The organism is Riemerella anatipestifer (assembly GCF_009670965.2).
Classification (GTDB): Bacteria; Bacteroidota; Bacteroidia; order Flavobacteriales; family Weeksellaceae; genus Riemerella; species Riemerella anatipestifer_B.
In genome coordinates this window covers 613753-634342 of record NZ_CP073239.1, presented here as the reverse complement: position 1 = coordinate 634342, position 20590 = coordinate 613753, and the positions used below count along the sequence as shown (strand labels likewise).

Sequence of the window (20590 nt, the reverse complement as noted above, 5' to 3'; positions counted from 1 at the left end):
ATTAAGTGATATTTTGTTTGGTTGAATTGATTTTTTGCTTAATTTGGTATCCTGTATCAGTTTGTTTATCAAAGTGAAAAAGCAGATTCTTTTTAGCCTCTTTATAAGTTTTTCATTAGGTGTCTTCTTGCAAGACCTTAATGGGTTCTCGTGGCAACAGCTCGATCTTATAGCTACATTAGGAATTATTAGCCTTGGATTGATTTGGGTAAAAGCAGATTGGTTAGTTTGGGGTAGAATTTGGTTGCTCAATATCTTTTTTCTCTGTTTTGGAGTATTTACTCATTACCTTAATTCGGAAAAGTCAGTTCTACCAAGTGTTTCTAAAAAGGAAGAACTTGTTTTTAAAGTTGAACAAAAGCTGAATTCAACGGCTAAAAATAAACGCTATGAAATAACAGCATTTCATCAAAATCAACCTTTCAAAGCGGTTTTATCTGTTCCAAAAGATTTGGAAGAATTGGATTATAAGCACTATTATCAATCTCAACTTAGTTTATATCCGTTAGAGTCTTCTAAGAATAATTATCAGTTTGATTATGCTAAATATCAAGCAAGGAAAGGTGTTTATTACAGGGCTTATGCTAAGGATTTACACAAAGCACCAAAATCAGAGCTTACTTTCTCCGAAAAAATGAAACAATGGCGACTGGAACTCCTTAGTAATATAGATAAAAACGAAAAACTTTCACAACAAACTAGAGCTTTCCTAAAAGGAATTGTTTTAGCTGATAGAACAGAGGTAGATGCGGAAACTAATACCAATTTTAGGAGAAGTGGTTTGACGCATGTTTTAGCCATTTCTGGGTCGCATATTGCAATTATCTTTGGGGTGATTTATATGCTACTGAGTTTAATTGTGCCAGCAAAATTTAGGACAGGCGTAATATTGTTTAGCTTAATATTAATTTGGGTTTTTGCTTGGTTTATCGGTTGGGGGAGTTCTGTTGTTAGGTCTTGTATTATGCTCACCGTTTATTTTGGTTTTGTGCTTCTACAAAGAAAACCTCAAGTTTTGGACGCTTTAGCCTTAGCAGGGCTGGGTATTCTGATGGTAGATACACAAGAACTGTTTTCAGTAGGGTTTCAGTTGAGTTTTTCTGCGGTGTTGGGGATTTATTGGTTTAATAAACCTATCATTCGTCTTTTTCCAAATCCTAAAAACAAAATTCAAAAACTATTACTTTATACTTTTACTGTGTCCACGGCGGCACAACTTGGGACGCTACCTATTGTGATTTACTATTTTCATCAGTATTCGGCGTGGTCTGTTTTGGCTAATCTTGTAGTACTTCCTTTGATGGAAATTGTGATGATACTATCATTTTTAATGACAATTGTTTTTGGTTTAGGAATTTATTGGGGGTGGCTATCTTTTGCTTATGATTGGCTAATTAAAGCCTTGCTATGGCTGATAGGCTTCTTTGGTAAAATAGAGTTAGGGTATTTTCAAGATATACCGTTGAGTATTTGGGAGATGGGAGCTTTGGCGGTAGGACTTTATTTTCTAAGAGAAATATTGGTTCGGTTTAGATGGAGAGGTTTTATGAAGTTGATGTTTTCTGTACTTTTATTTTTCGGGATTAAAATGGGGCTAGATGTTAGAGCTTATCATGATAAAGAAGCGAGGTGGCATTATCATTATCACACTAAGGTGTTTTCTGTTTTGGATAAAGGAAAAGTGTATTTTTGGGTGTCAGATAAAGACAATTTAGAGATGTTAGAAAGTTATCTCATAAAGCCTTATGTGATTTCTAAAAGAGCTGAAAGCTATAAAGTAAAAAAGATGATGTCTGAAGAAGTAAATGAGGTTATTTTTAATGGAAAAAGATATCCGTCTCAATAGCCTTTATGGTGTATTAAATATTTTATTTAGAAAGATTATAAACTATGTATTTCTGATGTTTCTCATTTTTAAGAAACTTAACATTTTTTTAACTTTGTGAAAATTTAAAATAATAAACTCAATATGGCAGGTTTAACAAGTTCTACGATTGGTAGAAAGTATGCAATGGCACTATCAGCAATATTTTTGTTAGTGTTTTTAGTGATGCACCTTTCGGTTAATATGCTTTCCGTTTTTAGCGAGAGTGCGTTTAACCAAGCGTCTTATTTTATGGGATACAATCCTTTTGTACAATTTTTAATGCAGCCAATTTTGATTTTTGCTGTGTTTTTTCACTTTGTGATGGGGTTTGTATTAGAAGCTAAAAATAACAAAGCTAGACCTGTGAAATACGCAGTGAATGGTGCTAAGGCTAACTCTTCGTGGATGTCTAGAAATATGATTATTTCTGGAGCAGTTATTTTGGCATTTTTAGCACTTCATATGTATGATTTTTGGGTGCACGAGATGACTTACAAGTACATTCCTGGAGAAGGAGATCCTAGCGATGTTGCTCGTTTTTGGGAAGAATTACACGAGAAGTTTTCTAACCCTGTTAGAGTGGCTTTTTATGTGGTTTCTTTTGTGCTTTTAGGGTTACACTTAGCACACGGTTTCCAATCTTCGTTCCAATCTATAGGAGCTAGACACCCTAAATATACACCTTGTATTATGGCTTTAGGGAAGTGGTATTCTATCCTTATTCCACTAGGTTTTATATTTGTGGCAGTATTTCATTTCGTAACTCAATAAAATTTAGATTTTAAGTTTTTATCATAATTTAAAATTTAAATCATTTAATTTAAAATATCTAAAAATGAGTATATTAGATTCTAAAATTCCAGCAGGTCCATTAGCGGACAAGTGGAAAAATCATAAAAATCACATGAACCTAGTAGCCCCTAACAACCGTGATAAGATAGATGTTATCGTGGTAGGAACAGGGTTAGCAGGTGGTTCTGCCGCTGCTACTTTAGCAGAGCAGGGATATAATGTGAAGGCATTTTGTTACCAAGATTCTCCTAGAAGAGCTCACTCTATTGCGGCTCAAGGAGGGATTAACGCTGCTAAAAATTATCAAGGTGATGGAGATTCTATCTATCGATTGTTCTACGATACTATCAAAGGGGGAGACTATCGTGCTAGAGAGGCTAATGTTTATCGTCTAGCGGAAGTTTCTGCTAATATTATAGACCAATGTGTTTCACAAGGGGTTCCTTTTGGTAGAGATTACGGAGGTCAATTGGATAACCGTTCTTTTGGTGGGGTTCAGGTAAAGAGAACTTTCTATGCTAAAGGACAAACAGGTCAGCAACTTCTACTAGGAGCTTATTCTGCGATGAGCCGTCAGATAGGTAAAGGTAGAATTAAAATGTACAACCGTCATGAAATGATGGAGTTGGTAATTGTTGACGGAAAAGCAAGAGGGATTATTGCGAGAAACTTAGTAACTGGGGAGATAGAAAGACACTCTGCACACGCAGTAGTCATTGCTTCTGGAGGTTATGGTAATGTTTATTTCCTTTCTACAAATGCTATGGGGTCTAACTGTTCTGCCGCTTGGAAAATCCATAAGAAAGGAGCTTACTTTGCAAACCCTTGTTTCGTTCAGATACACCCTACTTGTATTCCTGTTCATGGGACACAGCAATCTAAATTGACGTTGATGTCTGAGTCTTTAAGAAACTCTGGTAGAATATGGGTTCCTAAAAAGATAGAAGATGCTGTAGCCATCAGAGAAGGTAAACTAAGACCTGAAAATATCAAAGAAGAAGATAGAGACTACTACTTAGAGAGAAGATATCCAGCGTTTGGTAACCTAGTGCCTCGTGATGTGGCTTCTAGAGCGGCTAAAGAGCGTTGTGATGCTGGTTTTGGTATCGAAAATAACGAAACTAAAGAAGGTGTTTACCTAGACTTCTCTACTGAAATCATGAAGAAAGGTAAAGAAGCGGCTTTAGAAAGAAACCTTCATAATCCTACAGAGCAACAAATCTACGATTTAGGTAAAGCTTGGGTAGAAGAGAAGTACGGAAACTTATTCCAAATGTATGAAAAGATTACAGCGGATAATCCGTACAAAACACCAATGAAGATTTATCCAGCGGTGCACTATTCTATGGGGGGTGTTTGGGTAGATTATAACTTGATGTCTACAATACCAGGTTGTTTCGTAATTGGTGAGGCTAACTTCTCAGACCACGGTGCTAACAGACTTGGAGCTTCTGCTCTGATGCAAGGCTTAGCTGATGGGTACTTCGTATTGCCTTATACAATCGCAGATTATCTTTCTGCGGATATTAGAACAGGGCAAATCCCTACAGATACACCAGCTTTTGAACAAGCAGAGAAAGAAATACAGGAGAAAGTTAATTTCTTTATCAATAATAACGGAACTCACTCTGTAGATTATTTCCACAAGAAATTAGGAAATGTAATGTGGAATAAGGTGGGTATGGCTAGAAACGAGCAAGGCTTGAAGGAAGCTATCCAAGAAATTGAAGAAATTAGAAAAGATTTCTGGCAAAATGTAAGAGTTCCAGGTGAAGCTAACGGTATGAACCCTGAACTAGAAAAGGCATTCCGTGTAGCAGATTTCTTAGAGTTAGGTCAGCTTATGGCGATGGACGCACTTAACAGAAACGAATCTTGCGGGGGACACTTCCGTGAGGAATACTCTACTCCAGACGGAGAAGCACAGAGAGATGATGAGAATTATAAGTATGCTGCAGTTTGGGAATACAAAGGAGAAGACATCAATCAGGAAGTCTTACACAAAGAAGAACTGGTTTACGAGAATATAGAAGTGAAAACAAGAAGTTATAAATAATCTCCAATAAAAACGATAATAAAATGAGTGCAAAAAAAGGATTAAACCTGACTCTAAAAATTTGGAGACAGAAAAATAATAAATCAAAAGGGCAATTTGAAACTTATAAGATTTCTGATGTTTCTCCTGATTCGTCATTCTTGGAGATGTTAGATATGCTCAATGAAAATTTAGTAAACGAAGGTAAAGAGCCTGTAGCTTTTGACCACGACTGCCGTGAGGGTATTTGCGGTATGTGTTCGTTATACATCAATGGTAGAGCTCATGGTCCTGATACAGGGATTACAACTTGCCAGTTACACATGAGAATGTTTAAAGATGGTGAGACTATTCATATAGAGCCATGGAGAAGTGCTGCTTTCCCAGTAATTAAAGATTTGGTAGTAGACAGAAGTGCCTTTGATAGAATTATGGCTGCAGGAGGATTTATCTCTGTAAATACTTCTGGTAACACTACCGATGCTAACAGTATCCCTGTGCCTAAAGAAGATGCAGATAAAGCAATGGATGCAGCTGCTTGTATAGGATGTGGTGCTTGTGTGGCAACTTGTAAAAACGGTTCTGCGATGCTATTTGTAGGGGCTAAAGTATCTCAGTATGCACTATTGCCACAAGGTAGAGTAGAGGCTAAGAGAAGAGTTCTTAAAATGGTAGCAGCTATGGACGAGGAAGGCTTTGGTAACTGTTCTAACACTGGAGCTTGTGAAGTAGAATGTCCTAAAGGAATTTCTCTTGAAAACATTGCAAGAATGAACAGGGAGTTCCTATGTGCAACGCTTTCTAGTGCAGAATAAGACTACGCTTTTTAAAATAAAAGAAAAATCGCTTTTTATAACAAAAAGCGATTTTTTTTATTGTTATCCATTATATTTGTTTTGTGGAGCAGTTTTACAGAAAAATCATACACATAGATATGGACGCTTTCTATGCCTCTGTGGAGCAACGAGATTTTCCTGAACTCAAAGGGAAACCTGTGGCGGTAGGAGGAGAGCATAGAGGAGTTGTGGCTGCGGCAAGTTACGAAGCGAGAAAGTACGGCGTAAGGTCGGCGATGTCTAGTGTTGTAGCAAAGAAAAAATGCTCACAGATAATTTTTGTTAAACCTAGATTTCATAGGTATAAAGAAGTTTCCGAACAGATAAGAGCTATCTTTTTTGAATATACCGACTTGGTAGAGCCTCTTTCGCTAGACGAAGCATATTTAGATGTTACCCATAACAAAAAGGGTATAGTTTCGGCTAATTTAATAGCTAAAGAAATAAGACAAAAGATATTTGAAACTACTGGACTTACAGCCTCGGCGGGGATTTCGGTAAATAAGTTTTTGGCTAAGGTAGCTTCTGATATCAATAAACCTAACGGACAGAAAACAATTCATCCAACTAAAGTGCTTTCCTTTTTAGAAAACCTTCCCATAGAGCGGTTTTATGGGATAGGAAATGTAACGGCAAACAAAATGTATCAATTGGGAATTTACAAAGGCAAAGATTTAAAAGAAAAGACTTTGGAGTATTTGGTAACTCATTTTGGAAAAATGGGAGGGCATTATTATGATATTGTGAGGGGCATACATAGAAGTGAGGTTAAACCTCATAGGATTGCCAAAAGTGTAGGGGTAGAGCATACTTATGCAGATGATATTGATACCGAGCAAGATATAGATAAGCAATTGATGAGATTAACCCAAGAATTATACGAAAGAATAGAGAAAAAGCAAGTCAAAGGTAAATCACTAACACTTAAAATAAAGTACAAAGATTTTTCACTTTTTACGCGCTCCAAAACTCAAGATTTGTATTTTGAAACAGAGGAAAAAATGTATCAAACTGCTCGATTTTTGTGGAGTCTTCGTCCTTATGATAAAGCTATTCGGCTTTTAGGATTATCTTTGTCTAGTTTGAATACGCCATCACATAAAAAAGTTTATGTGCAGCTTAAAATTCCATTTAAGGATTTGTAAATCAAATATTTGGTTATATTTGTAAAACAAGATGATGAATATGATGTTATTGTAGTCTAATTCTTTTTTGTATTTTTGGGGTAAATTATATTAACAATGGCAAAGACTGAAACAACAAGTCCTAACGATGATAAAAAGAAGGCATTAGCAGCCGTATTAGAAAAACTAGATAAAACCTACGGTAAAGGTACCGTTATGAAACTAGGTGATGGTACGGTAGACCATAATATAGAGGTGATTCCGTCAGGTTCTTTAGGGCTAGATTTGGCTTTAGGAGTAGGCGGTTATCCTAAGGGGAGAATTGTAGAAATCTACGGTCCAGAATCTTCTGGTAAAACTACATTAACGCTTCACGCAATTGCAGAGGCTCAAAAAGCAGGAGGAACTGCTGCATTTATAGATGCAGAACATGCTTTTGATATGCATTATGCCGAAAAATTAGGCATCAACCTAGAAGAGCTTATCGTGTCTCAACCAGATAATGGAGAGCAGGCATTAGAAATTGCAGATAGCCTTATCCGTTCTGGAGGTGTGGATATTGTGGTGGTAGACTCTGTGGCAGCACTTACGCCTAAAGCAGAGATTGATGGAGATATGGGAGATTCTAAAATGGGGCTTCACGCAAGATTGATGTCTCAAGCACTTAGAAAGTTAACCTCTTCTATTTCTAAAACAAAATGTACGGTAATTTTCATCAACCAGTTGAGAGACAAAATTGGAGTAATGTTTGGTAGCCCTGAAACAACAACGGGAGGTAACGCTCTTAAATTCTATGCTTCGGTAAGGATAGATATCAGACGTTCGTTGAGTGATACAGGTAAAATTAAAGACAAGTCTGGCGAAGTTATAGGAAACCGAACTAAAGTAAAAGTGGTTAAAAACAAAGTAGCTCCACCATTTAAGAGTGCTGAGTTTGATATTATGTATGGGGAAGGTGTGTCTAAAGTTGGTGAAATTTTAGATGTGGCTACAGATTTAGATATTATCCAAAAGAGCGGTTCTTGGTTCAGTTATCAAGATACAAAACTGGGACAAGGGCGTGATACGGTAAAAGAACTCATCAAAGATAATCCTGAACTTGCAGAAGAGCTAGAAGCAAAAATCAGAGAAAAATTACAAGCAAAATAGCATCTAATTAAAATAAAGCTAAAAACTCCGATAGTAGAATCATCGGAGTTTTTTTATGTTTGATGAGGACTTTATTTAGGATAAATCTTTCATTAAGATTGTCCACATCATTCATTTATTATAACTTTGCACAAACCTAAACTAATGAGTAAAAAAAATACTAAATACATCTTTGTTACAGGAGGTGTTACATCTTCACTAGGAAAGGGCATTATATCCGCATCACTAGGCTTATTACTAAAATCCAGAGGCTTTAAAGTAACTATTCAAAAGTTAGACCCTTACATCAATATAGATCCAGGTACTCTCAACCCTTATGAACACGGCGAGTGCTATGTAACCGAAGATGGTGCAGAAACCGATTTAGATTTGGGACATTATGAGAGATTTTTAGATGCACCAACTTCTCAAAATAACAATGTAACCACGGGGCGTATTTATCAGACCGTTATAGAGAAAGAAAGAAAGGGAGATTTCCTAGGTAAAACAGTGCAGGTAATTCCGCATATTACCAATGAAATTAAACGCAGAATTAAAATCCTTGCTCAAAAGAACTACGATATTATTATCACCGAAATAGGTGGTACTGTGGGAGATATAGAGTCTTTACCTTACATAGAGTCTGTAAGACAGCTCAAGTGGGAGTTAGGAGAATATAATTCAATGGTAATCCATTTAACACTTTTGCCTTATTTAGCAGCGAGTGGAGAGCTTAAAACTAAACCTTCCCAACATTCCGTGAGACAACTTATGGAAAGTGGTATTCAGGCAGATGTGTTGGTATGTCGTTCGGAGCATAAAATCCCGAAAGATGTTCGTGCTAAGCTAGCTCAATTTTGTAATGTGCCTAGCGACAATGTGATAGAGTGTATGGATGCTGAAACTATCTATCAAGTTCCAATAGAACTACAGAAACAAAAATTTGATGAGGTGGTTCTAAAAGCTCTAGACCTTAAAAACGATACTGAAGCTGATTTAAAAAGCTGGAAAACATTTTTGAAGAAATATAAAAATCCTAAAAAATCGGTAGAGATAGCATTAGTAGGTAAGTATGTGTCTTTACAAGATTCTTATAAATCTATAGCAGAAGCATTTATACACGCTGGAGCGGATTTGGAAACGGAGGTCAATATCCGTTGGGTATATAGTGGAGATTTAGAGGAAGGCGAGGTTTCAGAAATCCTTAAAGGAGTAGATGCGATGCTGATAGCTCCTGGGTTTGGAGATAGAGGTATAGAAGGAAAAATTCTTGCAGCTCAATATGCAAGAGAACATAAAATTCCTCTTTTGGGAATTTGTTTAGGAATGCAGATTATGACGATTGAATTTGCTAGAAATGTACTAGGCTACGAAAAGGCTAACTCTATGGAGTTTGATACTACTACGGCTTACCCTGTGATTTCTCTAATGGAAGAACAAAAGAATGTAGTGGAAAAAGGTGGTACGATGAGACTTGGAGCTTGGAAATGTACACTTAAATCAGGTTCTAAATTGGCGGAGATTTATGATAGCAAAAACATTTCGGAGCGTCATCGTCATCGTTATGAGTTCAATAGTGAATTCAAAAAAGACTATGAAGACAAAGGTCTAGTTCCTACAGGATTCAATCCAGATACAGGTCTAGTGGAAGCATTAGAACTTAACGGGCATCCGTTCTATGTTGGAGTGCAGTATCACCCAGAGTATAAGAGTACTGTAGCAACACCGCATCCATTGTTTAAAGCCTTGGTAAAAGCCGCGGTTGAACATAAAGGGAAGTAATTAAATTAAAAAACTTAAATTCGCAGTCTGAAAAAAAAGGAACATTCCTTTAGTAAAATTTCTAACTGAAAAATATATTTATTGATGATGCAACAGAATAATGGATTAGACAGAAATCAGTTGATTGGTTTTGTGGTATTTACTCTATTTTTATTAGGAGTAATGCTATACTTTCAAAAGCAACAGACTGAGCAGGAGCAACAACAAGTTGCCACAGAGCAGAAGGCAGGAACTACTAACAATATTGTAAAAGCAACCAATCTTCCTGTTAAAGCTAACGAAATACAAAAAGTAAGTCTTAAAAATGATAAAATCTCGGTAGAGTTTAGTGGACTTGGAGGTCAGATTTCTTCTCTATTGATGAATAATTATAAAGCCTACAATAAGAAAACTAACCAAAATGACTTGCCACTATATCTTATAGAGCGTAATAATTCTTCGTATGGTTTTAAATTTAAAGATAAATCAGGCAAAGAAATTAATACCAAAGATTTAGTGTTTACGCCTCAAGTTAATGGGAATACAGTAACCATGACGAGTGCTTTAAACGGTGGTGCTGTTGTGCAGTTTATTTATACTTTAAAAGATTATCAGGTTGATTTTCAAGTGGCAACTAAAGGGTTGTCGTCTATCGTTTCTGGAGATAAAGCAAGTTTTGTTTGGAATTACACGCCTAAAGAACAGGAGAAAGGTAGAGCTCAGGAACAACAACATACAGAGTTTGTTTATGCTTTTAATAACTATAAAAGCACCGATTATGATGCTAGAACTTCTATGGACGAAACCAAAGAAGTTTTAAATTGGTTAGCGGTTAAACAGCAGTTTTTTACGCCTATTATAGAAGCCAAGAATGGGTTTAAAAACTCCACAGGTCATCAAGACATGATAGAGGAAGGTGAATACCTTAAGAAATTTGATTTCAATGGAGAGTTAGAAATTACGGGAGGAGAGTTTAATCAAAGTTTTTCGTGGTACTTTTTACCATTGGATTTAAAATTATTAAAGACATTTGATAAGAACTTTGATGAAATTATTCCTCTTGGTTGGTCTTTTATAGGAACAATGAACCGTTGGATATTTATCCCGATGTATAATATGATTTCATCTTGGGGAATAGCTGCTGGTTGGGTAATTTTCTTGATGACGATTTTGGTTAAAGTGGTACTTTCTCCAATTATGTACAAACAACATAAGTTGAGTGCAATGATGAAGGTGATTCGTCCTGAAATAGAAGAAGTAAACGCCAAACTCAAAGACGCCGACCCAATGAAGAAGCAACAAGCAGTGATGGAGGTGTATAGAAAGGCTGGTGTTAATCAGTTAGCAGGGTGTTTACCAGCATTGTTACAAATTCCTATATTCTATGCATTATTCCGTTTCTTCCCTAATATGTTAGATTTGAGAGGGAAAGGTTTTTGGTTTGCAACCGATTTAACGGCTTATGATGATTTAATAAAGCTACCATTCCATATTCCATTTTTAGGAGAGCATATCAGTATTTTTGCTTTGGCTTGTACGGCGGTACTATTGATATATACAGTGATGACAGCAGGTAATATGCAACAACCAACGCAGGAAGGTATGCCTAATATGAAGCCTTTGATGTATATTTTCCCAGTAATGTTCTTATTTTTCTTGAACTCTGCGGCGTCTGGATTATCTTGGTATTATTTTGTGTCTAACGGTATCAATATTATCATTATTCTAGTGATTAAGTATTGGATTTTAGATGAAAAAACCATTCACGCACAGATTCAAGCCAACAAAGCGAAGCCTAAAAAGGAAGGTAAGTTCCAAAAAAGGATGCGTGAAATGATGGAAAAAGCTCAAGAACAGCAAAGATTACAGGAGCAACAGAGAGCTAAACGCAAGTAAAAATAAATTTAGAAATAATATAAATAGCCTCAAAATCATCGGTTTTGAGGCTATTTTTTTGTTAACAAATTGTTAAATAAAAAATATGATTTTTATCATATATTTAATTATAGTCTAACCTGAAGGATTTTCGGTGATGTATGGTAGGTCCTAGCTTATTAAGTGCCTCTCGGTGTTGTTTGGTAGCATAGCCAAAGTTTTTGTTCCAGCCGTATTCTGGATACTCTTCATGGAGTTTAATCATAACATGGTCTCTGTAATTTTTGGCTAAAATAGAAGCTGCAGCAATGGATAAAACTTTAGAATCTCCTTTTATAATACACTCGTGTGGCGTGAAAGGATAGGGCTTAAACCTATTGCCATCTACTAAAATGAGTTCTGGGCGAATGGTTAGTTTATCCAAAGCAAGATGCATAGCGTGTATACTTGCGTTTAGGATATTATGTTCATCAATAAAAGTAGGTGGAAGCTCTGCTATAGCATAATCTAAAGCGTTATCTTTAATGTATAAATCCAGTTCATTTCTTGTTTTAAAACTAAGTTTCTTAGAGTCATTGATAAGGTTTTGCTCAAAACTTTCATCTAAAACAACTGCTGCAGCAACCACAGGTCCACACAAGCAACCTCTACCTGCTTCATCGCAACCTGCTTCTATATAATTTTTAGACCATTTTTTTATCAATTCCATAAAACATATTTTAATATTGAGATATAATGATAAGTACTACAAAATTAGCTTTTTTTAAGAAAATTTAACTTACTTATTGTATATGTTAAGATAATGTTATAAAATTGTTCCGTGAAAAATTTATTTTGATATGAAGAAATTAACAACAAGCGTTTTAGCTGTAGTTCTTACTTCATCTTTTGTAACAGTAGATGCACAGAAGGTGAAAAAAGACTCTACTAAAACTACTGAAATTGAAGGAGTGGTAGTAACTGCTTTAGGTATTAAAAGAGAGAAAAAAGCTTTGGGGTATCAAGCTCAAGAGGTCAGTGGAGGTTTGTTAACGGACTCTAGGCAGACGAATGCTGTAGGAGCATTATCTGGAAACGTTGCTGGGGTTCAAGTTACTGCGCCGTCTTCTATGGGAGGATCTACAAAAATTAGTATAAGAGGAGTTAATTCTGTTACAGGTAATAACAAGCCACTAATTGTCGTTGATGGAATCCCTTTGGATAACTCAAACTATAATGGAAGTAATACGGCAGCTGGATATGGAGGTAGGGATTATGGAGATGCTTCTGCAGATATTAACCCTGACGATATAGAATCTGTAACCGTCCTCAAAGGAGGGCCTGCTTCGGCTTTGTATGGATCTAGGGCAGCAAATGGAGTTATAATGTATACTACAAAGAGAGCAAAGTCTGGGAAAACGAGTATAACCTTTAATACGGGGCTTACTTTGGAGTCTATTAATGTGATGCCTAGGTTACAAAAAGAGTACGGGGGTGGCGTAGGTGCTACTCTACCGAAAGTTACCATAAACGGTAGACAGTATAATATTGCTCGTTATGCAGTAGATGAATCTTGGGGACCTAAATATAATCCTAATTTGATGTATTTACCTTGGAATGCTTTTGATCCCGAATTTCCAAATCAATATTTAAAGGAAGTTCCATGGGTTGCTCCTCAGCATGACGTTGAAGATTTCTTTAGAACAGGTGTTACATATAACAATTCCATATCTTTATCTAAATCTTTTAGTGGTACTAATGTACGTTTGTCTTTGGCTAATGTTAAAACAGAGGGGATTGTACCTAACTCCAAGTTAGAAAGATCTACTTTAGGTTTTAATATGGATTCCAAGTTAACAGAGGATCTTAGTATGAATGGAACATTCAATTATGTTATTACTAATGGTTTTAATAGACCTGAACAAGGGTATTCAGATAATTCGGTTGCTCAAAAGTTTTTCCAATGGGGGCAAAGGCAGCTGGATATGGCTGCTCTTAGAGACTACAAAATGCCAAATGGAAGACAAAGACCTTGGAATAGAACATCATATTTAAATCCAACACCAAAATACTCAGATAACCCTTATTGGACTGTTTATGAAAATACAGCTGATGATAGAAGAAATAGATTCTATGGTAATTTTGGATTAAAATATGAGATAGCTAAAGGCTTATATGCGACAGGAAATGTCTATGGTGATACGTATAGTTTGGAAATACAACAAAGACAAGCAGTAGGCTCTCAAGCACAATCTTATTACCAAATAGTTCAAAGAAATTTTACAGAATTTAATTATGAAGGACGACTTCACTATGATACTAAGTTTTTGAATGATTTTAGTGTTAGTTCTTTTGTTGGTGTAAATAGAAGAGAAAATAAATACTCTTCTTTAGCAGGGCAAACCAATGGAGGTTTAGTTGTTCCTGGTTTGTATAATTTAGGTAATGGTTACACGCCTTCTACTGTAACCAACTATCAAGAGAGAAGAAGAGTAAATAGTATTTTTGGTTCTGTATCTTTAGGGTATAAAAACTTATTATTCATAGATGGAACTCTAAGAAGAGATGATTTTTCTACAGTGTCTAAAGGAGAAACATATCCATCTTTGACAGGAAGTTTTGTTTTTTCAGACTTACTTAAAGCTAGTTGGTTAAATTACGGTAAGTTGAGAGCTGGTTGGGCGAAAACAGCTAATGATACGTCACCTTATTCCTTGGAGACATACTTGGATACAAGACAACCTTTTTATTTTCCTAGATTTTCGTATCCTGGAACTCAGAATAATCCAAATTTGATTCCTGAACAGAGAACGATTAAGGAGATAGGTTTGGAAGTGAGTATGTTCAAGAAAAGATTTGGCTTTGATGTTACTTATTATAGATCTGTTACAACAGACTTGCTAACACCTGTACAGGTTGACCCATCTTCAGGTAATACATCTATAATAAGAAATGCAGGTAGTATGGAAAATAAAGGTATAGAAGCAATTGTTAACCTTACACCTATCAAAACAGAAAACTTTAGTTGGGATTTGACATGGAACTTTGCTAAGAATAATAATAAATTATTATCTCTTTATGGAGACAATAATATTCTTAGAATCTCTAATGTTCCTTTTGGTTTAGTAAGTATTGAGGCTGTAAAAGGAGAAAGATATGGCCAAATTTATGGTACAGATTTTACTTATGATGCAAAAGGAAATAAGGTTGTAGATGAAAATGGTTATTATGTGCCGTCTGAAATTAAATCTTTAGGGTCAATTATTCCAGATTATAATATGGGTATTAGAAGTACGTTCAAGTATAAATCGTTTACTCTTTCTGCTTTGGTAGATAGACAAAAAGGAGGTAATTACTATTCTATTTCTCATATGTGGGGAATGTACTCAGGTATGCTGGAGGAAACAGCAGCTAATGGAGTTAGAGAAACAGGAGTTATTAACCCTGGTGTGAAGGCAGACGGAACTCCTAATGATATTGTTATTTCTGCACAAGATTGGGGAACATCTCATTATGGTACGGTAGCTGCGATGAACGTGTTTGATGCAAGTTATTGGAAATTAAGAGAGGTAACATTATCATATTCATTACCTAAAAGTATGATAGGACCATTTCAAGGTGTTACAGTATCTGCATTTGGAAGAAATCTGTTAACTTGGGGGTTAGCTTGGAAAAGCTTTGATCCTGAAATGGCTTCTTACTCTTCTGGAAATATACAAGGGATCGAAGGAGGTTCTCTTCCTTCTACAAGAACATATGGAGTTAATGTACAATTTAAATTTTAATTAAATCATGAAAAAAATATTATATAACTTAACTATTCTTTCTTCATTGTCGGCTGTTACTATTCTTACTAGTTGTAGACAGGACTTTGAAGAAATAAATAAAAATCCTAATAATCCATCACAAGCACCTACATCCGCTGTTCTTAATTCTGCTGTTAAGGAGCTTATGGACGCTACTAGGGGAGCATTTTCTTCAGGTAGATTTTTCTTACCGTGGATGCAGTATTCTGCTCAGACAAACTATACTGAAGAGGATAGATATCGCTTTAGAGAAAATGTCAACCAGTCCCTTTATAGAGATTATTACCTAGTAGCTAAAGATTTTAAATTTATTATAGATTTGAATACAAATCCAGAAACTGCTAATACAGTTAGTGCTTATGGTATTAATCAAAATCAGGTAGCAATGTCCCGTATTATGTTAAGCTACATATTTTCTCAATTAGTAGATACTTATGGAGATGTACCTTATTATTCCTATGGTTCTAAAGACTCTGATTTTCAAGCGCTAGATGTTTTGAAATATCCAAATCCTAAGTTTGCTTCTCAGCAAAAGATATATGCAGACATACTTAAGGAGCTGAAAGAAGCATCAGAGATGATGGATACATCGAAACCTGTTTTCGTATCTTCTCATGCTAGTGGTGATAGAATATTTTCAGGTGATTCTAAGAAGTGGAAAAAGTTTGCTAATTCATTAAGACTTAGGATTGCAAACAGAGTCAAAGGAGTAGTTTCTGGAGCAGAGGCACATATTACTGACGCTATAGCTTCTGGAGTGATGACCTCTAATGCAGATAATGCTACATTAACTTACCAGTCAGACCCTACATATGCTGCTCCTTTGTACACGGCCTTTGTAGTTGATGCAAGGGAAGATTTTCATGTTTCAGACACTTTTATAAAGGCTCTAAAAGGGGAAAAGGGTAATTTTGGGGTTGACCCGAGATTACAACAGATGGCAGCACCAAAAGGAACTTCAGTAGACTTAACTTCTACTAATGGATATACTCCGTCAAGTGATATAAATAACTATGTTGGTATGCCTTATGGTGTTGCTAGTGAATCTGCTCCACAACAGGCGGAAAATGGAAAAACATCTATATTTGGGTATAATGTGATGAGACCTGATGCAACGCTTACTTTTATGGAGTATGCAGAAGTAGAGTTTTTACTGAGTGAAGTTAACGGATGGGATAGAACACATTATGAAAAAGGAGTTAGGGCTTCTATGGAAAACTGGGGTGTAAATACTTCTGATATTGATTCTTTTGTAAGCAATTTACCAGCTCCAAATCAAGAAAATGTTATAACACAAAAATATATAGCGCTTTATATGCAACCAGTTGAAGCGTGGTCTGAATATAGAAGAACGGGGTATCCTAATTTCTTACTAAAACCAGGGCAGACCAATAAATATTTAGCTCCTGATAAAGATGGGAATATGACTTATACATTTGAAAGCTTGGTTGCAGGTCTTACAGATGTACCATATAGAGTAACATACCCTACAAATTTAGCTACGTTAAATCCAGAAAATTATAAAGCAGCACAAACAACAGTAGGAGGAGATAAATTAACGACTAAGTTAATTTGGGACAAAAACTAGATAGTGTTTTCTCACATTCATAAAAACCACTCTTCGGGGTGGTTTTTTATTTGTGTATATTTGCAGAGTTAAAACAAAATGATTAATGGATATTAAAGAGTATATAAAGGAAAGTATTGCTCAAGTTGTGGAGTCTGTGTATGGTCTTCCAAATATAACTTTGGAAGTACAAGAAAATAAAACAGATTTTGAAGGAGATTTTACGGTGGTAATATTTCCTTTGGTGAAACAGCTTAAGAAGAGCCCAGATGCATTAGGGCAAGAGATAGGCGAGGCTATAATAAATTCTAGTGATTTTGTAGAAGGCTTTAATGTAGTCAAAGGTTTTCTTAATCTTAAAGTTAAAAATAAATACTTCATAGAAAGTTTTAAAGCAGAAGAGCGAAACTTTGGAACAGTTACACCAAAGAATCAAACAGTAATGGTGGAGTATTCTTCTCCTAATACTAATAAACCACTTCATTTAGGGCATATTAGAAATATTCTTTTGGGTTATTCAGTTGCTCAAATACTGAAAGAAGCAGGGTACGACGTTATCAAAACTCAAATTGTTAATGATAGAGGAATCCATATCTGTAAGTCTATGTTGGCGTGGGAAAAGTTTGGTAATGGAGAAACTCCTGCTGATTCAGGGCTGAAGGGAGATAAGCTAGTAGGAAATTACTATGTTAAATTTGACCAAGAGTACAAGAAAGAAATCCAAAATCTTGTAGAAAATGGTTTAGGAGAAGATGAAGCTAAAAAGCAAGCTCCGATTTTTGTGGAAGCACAAAAGATGCTTCTAGATTGGGAGAAAGAAAATCCTCGAGTGCGTGAATTGTGGCAGAAGATGAACCAATGGGTTTACGATGGTTTTGGAGAAACTTATAAAAGATTAGGTGTTGATTTTGACCAAATCCAATACGAAAGTAATACCTATATACTAGGCAAGGATTTAATACAAGAAGGACTTTCTAAAGGAGTATTGTATCAGAAAGAGGACGGCTCAGTATGGTGTGATTTATCTGATGAAGGTTTAGACCAAAAGTTATTATTGCGTAGTGATGGTACTTCCGTTTATATGACGCAGGATTTAGGAACAGCGGTGGAACGCTTCAAACAGAATGATATACAAAAACTGATTTATACCGTAGGAAACGAGCAAGATTATCACTTTCAAGTGCTATTTAAAATCTTGAAAAAACTAGGATACGATTGGGCAGAGCATCTGTATCACCTTTCTTATGGTATGGTGGAATTGCCACATGGAAAGATGAAATCAAGAGAGGGAACAGTGGTAGATGCAGACGATTTAATGCAGGAAATGTACCTCACGGCTAAAGAAAAAGCTCAAGAACTAGGGAAACTAGAACATTTGCCAGAAGAGGATAAGGAGCGTTCTTACGAAATTGTAGGGCAGGGAGCTCTTAAGTATTATATGCTCAAAGTAGATCCTAAGAAGAAGATGTTGTTTAATCCAGAGGAGAGTATAGATTTTAATGGTAACACAGGACCATTTATCCAATATACTTATGCTAGAATCCAATCGTTGTTAGAGAAAGCTAGTTATGAACCACAGGATTTAGCAGAGGATATAGAAATCAATGCTTATGAAAAAGAGCTTATAACGCATTTGGGTAACTTTAAAACAGTAGTTTCTAAGGCGGCAGAAACGCTTAGTCCAGCACAATTGGCTAATTATATTTATGATTTAGTAAAGTTATATAACTCTTTCTATCAGAATAATCCTATCCTTAATCAGGAAGATGCAGCGGTTAAAAACTTGCGTCTGAAACTCTCTTCTCTTACGGCGAAAACCATTAAGAGAGGTTTAGAATTACTAGGCATTGGTGTGGTAAATAGAATGTAAATTAGAATTAAAACCAACAATAAAGCCTCACAAATTTGTGAGGCTTTTGTTTTTTAGGCATTCTCTAAAAACTGTTCAAAAGAAGAACTGACCGATACTGTACCGTCTGCTTCTATTTTATTGAGCTTTAATGTTTCTACTTGATTAACGGAACTTTGGTCAAAAGGCTTCTTTACCCTTACATAATTTTCCGTAAATCCGAACATCATACCGTCTTTATTTTCGTGTTCCCAAAGGATAGGCAATGTTTTCCCAAGTTGAGACTGATAAAAAGCCATCTTTTTCTTCTCGGATAGAATCCTAAGCATTTTGTTTCTCTTTTTTCTTTCGGAGATAGGCACTACACCGTCCATTGCTACGGCTTCGGTATTTTCCCTTTCAGAATAAGTGAAAATATGGAGGTAAGAGATATGCAACTCATTTAGAAAATGGTAGGTTTCTAAAAAACGCTCTTCCGTTTCTCCAGGGAAGCCCACTATCACATCTACCCCAATGGCAGCGTTAGGCATTACAGATTTTATGGTGTCTATTCTATCTTTATACAGCTTAGTGAGGTAGCGGCGTTTCATTCTTTTGAGGAGTTCATCACTACCAGACTGCAACGGAATGTGAAAATGAGGCACAAACCTTTTACTTTGGGCAACAAGCTCTATACTTTCATTTTTTAATAAGTTGGGTTCTATAGACGAAATTCTAATGCGTTCAATCCCTTCAACTTTGTCTAATTCTGTGATGAGGTCTAGAAAAGTATGCTCGTGTTTCTTATTACCAAATTCTCCTTTGCCATAATCCCCAATATTCACTCCTGTTAAAACAATTTCTTTAATGTCTTTAGCGGCGATTTCTTGAGCGTTTTTAATCACATTTTCTATAGTGTCAGACCTAGAAATACCTCGTGCTAGAGGTATGGTGCAGTAAGTACACTTGTAGTCGCAGCCGTCTTGCACTTTTAAAAAGGCTCTCGTGCGGTCTCCTATGGAATAAGAACCGATGAAAAAATCGGCTTCTTCTATTTCGCAAGAATGAACGATACCCTCGTTGTGGGTTTTTTCTAAATCTTCTAAGTAGCTTAAAATATTAAACTTCTCTTTGGCTCCCAATACCAAATCCACCCCTTCTATTTTAGAAATTTCTTCGGGCTTGAGTTGAGCGTAACAACCTACAATCACCACCAATCCTTCGGGGTTGGCTTTCATAGCTCTTTTTACATGTATTTTGCACTCACGGTCGGCATTTTCTGTTACCGAACAGGTATTGATTACATAGACATCGGCTCTGTCATCAAAGCTTACTTTTTGGTAACCGGCATCAGACAGTTGTCTAGCGATGGTGGAAGTTTCAGCGAAATTAAGTTTACAGCCTAAAGTATGGTAAGCCGCTGTTTTAGAATTAGTACTCATGACAAAAATTAAGTCTGCAAATTTAGTGATTTTTATATAGATAAAAACTATCCGCAGCTGGGATACTTTAAGGGAGTAGTGAGGTTTTAACTTGAGGTGTGGTCAATTTTTAGAGAATAAAATTTCTCTAAAAACTTGTGTACTTTAACAAAAGGTTATAAGTTTGCTTCATATTTATGCGATACACTATCAGCGACATACAAAAAAGTGAAAAAAACCTACACAAAAATTTGGTACTTCCAAATAATTGTGTAAACACACACACACACACACACACACACAAGTAGTTTCGTGGGTATGTGTCCGATTATTTAGAAAATTACTTAGACTTTTATCGTTAAAACAAAATATTATTCCACCAACTTTTGTTGGGGGCTTTTTGTGTTTATACTACTCTAATTTTAGCTTTCATCAATATCTACTAAAAGCACCATTGTTTTGTCTTAAAACATGGTCGTTCTTGTTGGGTGCTTTTAGTGTTCAGAAAGGGAGTTTTTGCTTTCTTTCTGCCTTAGCCTTTCCTCTCGTTTTGTGTGTGTTTAGAGAGGAA

At 35.9% G+C, this 20590-nt stretch carries 13 protein-coding genes; 11 read left to right on the top strand and 2 right to left on the bottom strand.

All coding sequences use genetic code 11. The features are described from left to right. Window positions 1–73 precede the first annotated feature (73 nt). The 8 genes from D1J36_RS02910 (at window position 74) to yidC (ending at window position 11439) form a co-directional block, all read left to right on the top strand. The gene (locus tag D1J36_RS02910; RefSeq protein WP_252339422.1) at window positions 74–1846 is read left to right on the top strand and encodes a ComEC/Rec2 family competence protein; all 1773 of its coding nucleotides are present in this window, start codon (window positions 74–76) and stop codon (window positions 1844–1846) included. 123 nt (window positions 1847–1969) lie between these two features. Further along, window positions 1970–2638, top strand: a complete 669-nt coding sequence (locus D1J36_RS02905; protein ID WP_013446918.1) for a succinate dehydrogenase cytochrome b subunit — start codon at window positions 1970–1972, stop codon at window positions 2636–2638. Between the two features lie 64 nt (window positions 2639–2702). Next, the gene (locus D1J36_RS02900; RefSeq protein WP_014938048.1) at window positions 2703–4715 is read left to right on the top strand and encodes a fumarate reductase/succinate dehydrogenase flavoprotein subunit; all 2013 of its coding nucleotides are present in this window, start codon (window positions 2703–2705) and stop codon (window positions 4713–4715) included. A 23-nt stretch (window positions 4716–4738) separates the two neighbouring features. Next, window positions 4739–5509, top strand: a complete 771-nt coding sequence (locus tag D1J36_RS02895) for a succinate dehydrogenase/fumarate reductase iron-sulfur subunit (RefSeq protein WP_004918231.1) — start codon at window positions 4739–4741, stop codon at window positions 5507–5509. Window positions 5510–5592: 83 nt separating this feature from the next. After that, window positions 5593–6675 carry a DNA polymerase IV gene (dinB, locus tag D1J36_RS02890; RefSeq protein ID WP_252339421.1) on the top strand — a complete coding sequence of 361 codons (1083 nt, stop codon included), beginning with the start codon at window positions 5593–5595 and terminating at the stop codon, window positions 6673–6675. Between the two features lie 96 nt (window positions 6676–6771). Continuing rightward, entirely contained in the window at window positions 6772–7803 is a 1032-nt protein-coding gene (gene recA, locus D1J36_RS02885) for a recombinase RecA (RefSeq protein WP_014938051.1), read from the top strand. Between the two features lie 144 nt (window positions 7804–7947). Continuing rightward, entirely contained in the window at window positions 7948–9564 is a 1617-nt protein-coding gene (locus tag D1J36_RS02880) for a CTP synthase (RefSeq protein ID WP_154137829.1), read from the top strand. Between the two features lie 84 nt (window positions 9565–9648). After that, on the top strand, window positions 9649–11439 hold the full coding sequence (gene yidC / locus D1J36_RS02875) for a membrane protein insertase YidC (protein ID WP_154137830.1): 1791 nt from the start codon (window positions 9649–9651) through the stop codon (window positions 11437–11439). A gap of 103 nt (window positions 11440–11542) precedes the next feature. Here the strand turns inward: yidC and D1J36_RS02870 are convergent, their stop codons facing one another. After that, complete coding sequence (locus D1J36_RS02870; protein ID WP_154137832.1) at window positions 11543–12127, bottom strand: ribonuclease HII; 585 nt, start codon at window positions 12125–12127, stop codon at window positions 11543–11545. Window positions 12128–12257: 130 nt separating this feature from the next. On the opposite strand from D1J36_RS02870, the gene D1J36_RS02865 reads away from it, so the two are divergent. From D1J36_RS02865 to argS, 3 genes are all read left to right on the top strand, one after another. Further along, window positions 12258–15182, top strand: coding sequence for a SusC/RagA family TonB-linked outer membrane protein (locus D1J36_RS02865; protein WP_154137834.1), 2925 nt, complete (start codon window positions 12258–12260; stop codon window positions 15180–15182). 7 nt (window positions 15183–15189) lie between these two features. Continuing rightward, window positions 15190–16791: a SusD/RagB family nutrient-binding outer membrane lipoprotein gene (locus D1J36_RS02860; RefSeq protein WP_154137836.1), complete on the top strand. Its 1602-nt coding sequence runs from the start codon at window positions 15190–15192 to the stop codon at window positions 16789–16791. An 85-nt stretch (window positions 16792–16876) separates the two neighbouring features. After that, on the top strand, window positions 16877–18640 hold the full coding sequence (argS, locus tag D1J36_RS02855; RefSeq protein ID WP_154137837.1) for an arginine--tRNA ligase: 1764 nt from the start codon (window positions 16877–16879) through the stop codon (window positions 18638–18640). Window positions 18641–18693: 53 nt separating this feature from the next. Here the strand turns inward: argS and mtaB are convergent, their stop codons facing one another. Beyond that, window positions 18694–20040, bottom strand: coding sequence for a tRNA (N(6)-L-threonylcarbamoyladenosine(37)-C(2))-methylthiotransferase MtaB (gene mtaB / locus D1J36_RS02850; protein WP_154137838.1), 1347 nt, complete (start codon window positions 20038–20040; stop codon window positions 18694–18696). Between the last annotated feature and the right edge of the window lie 550 nt (window positions 20041–20590).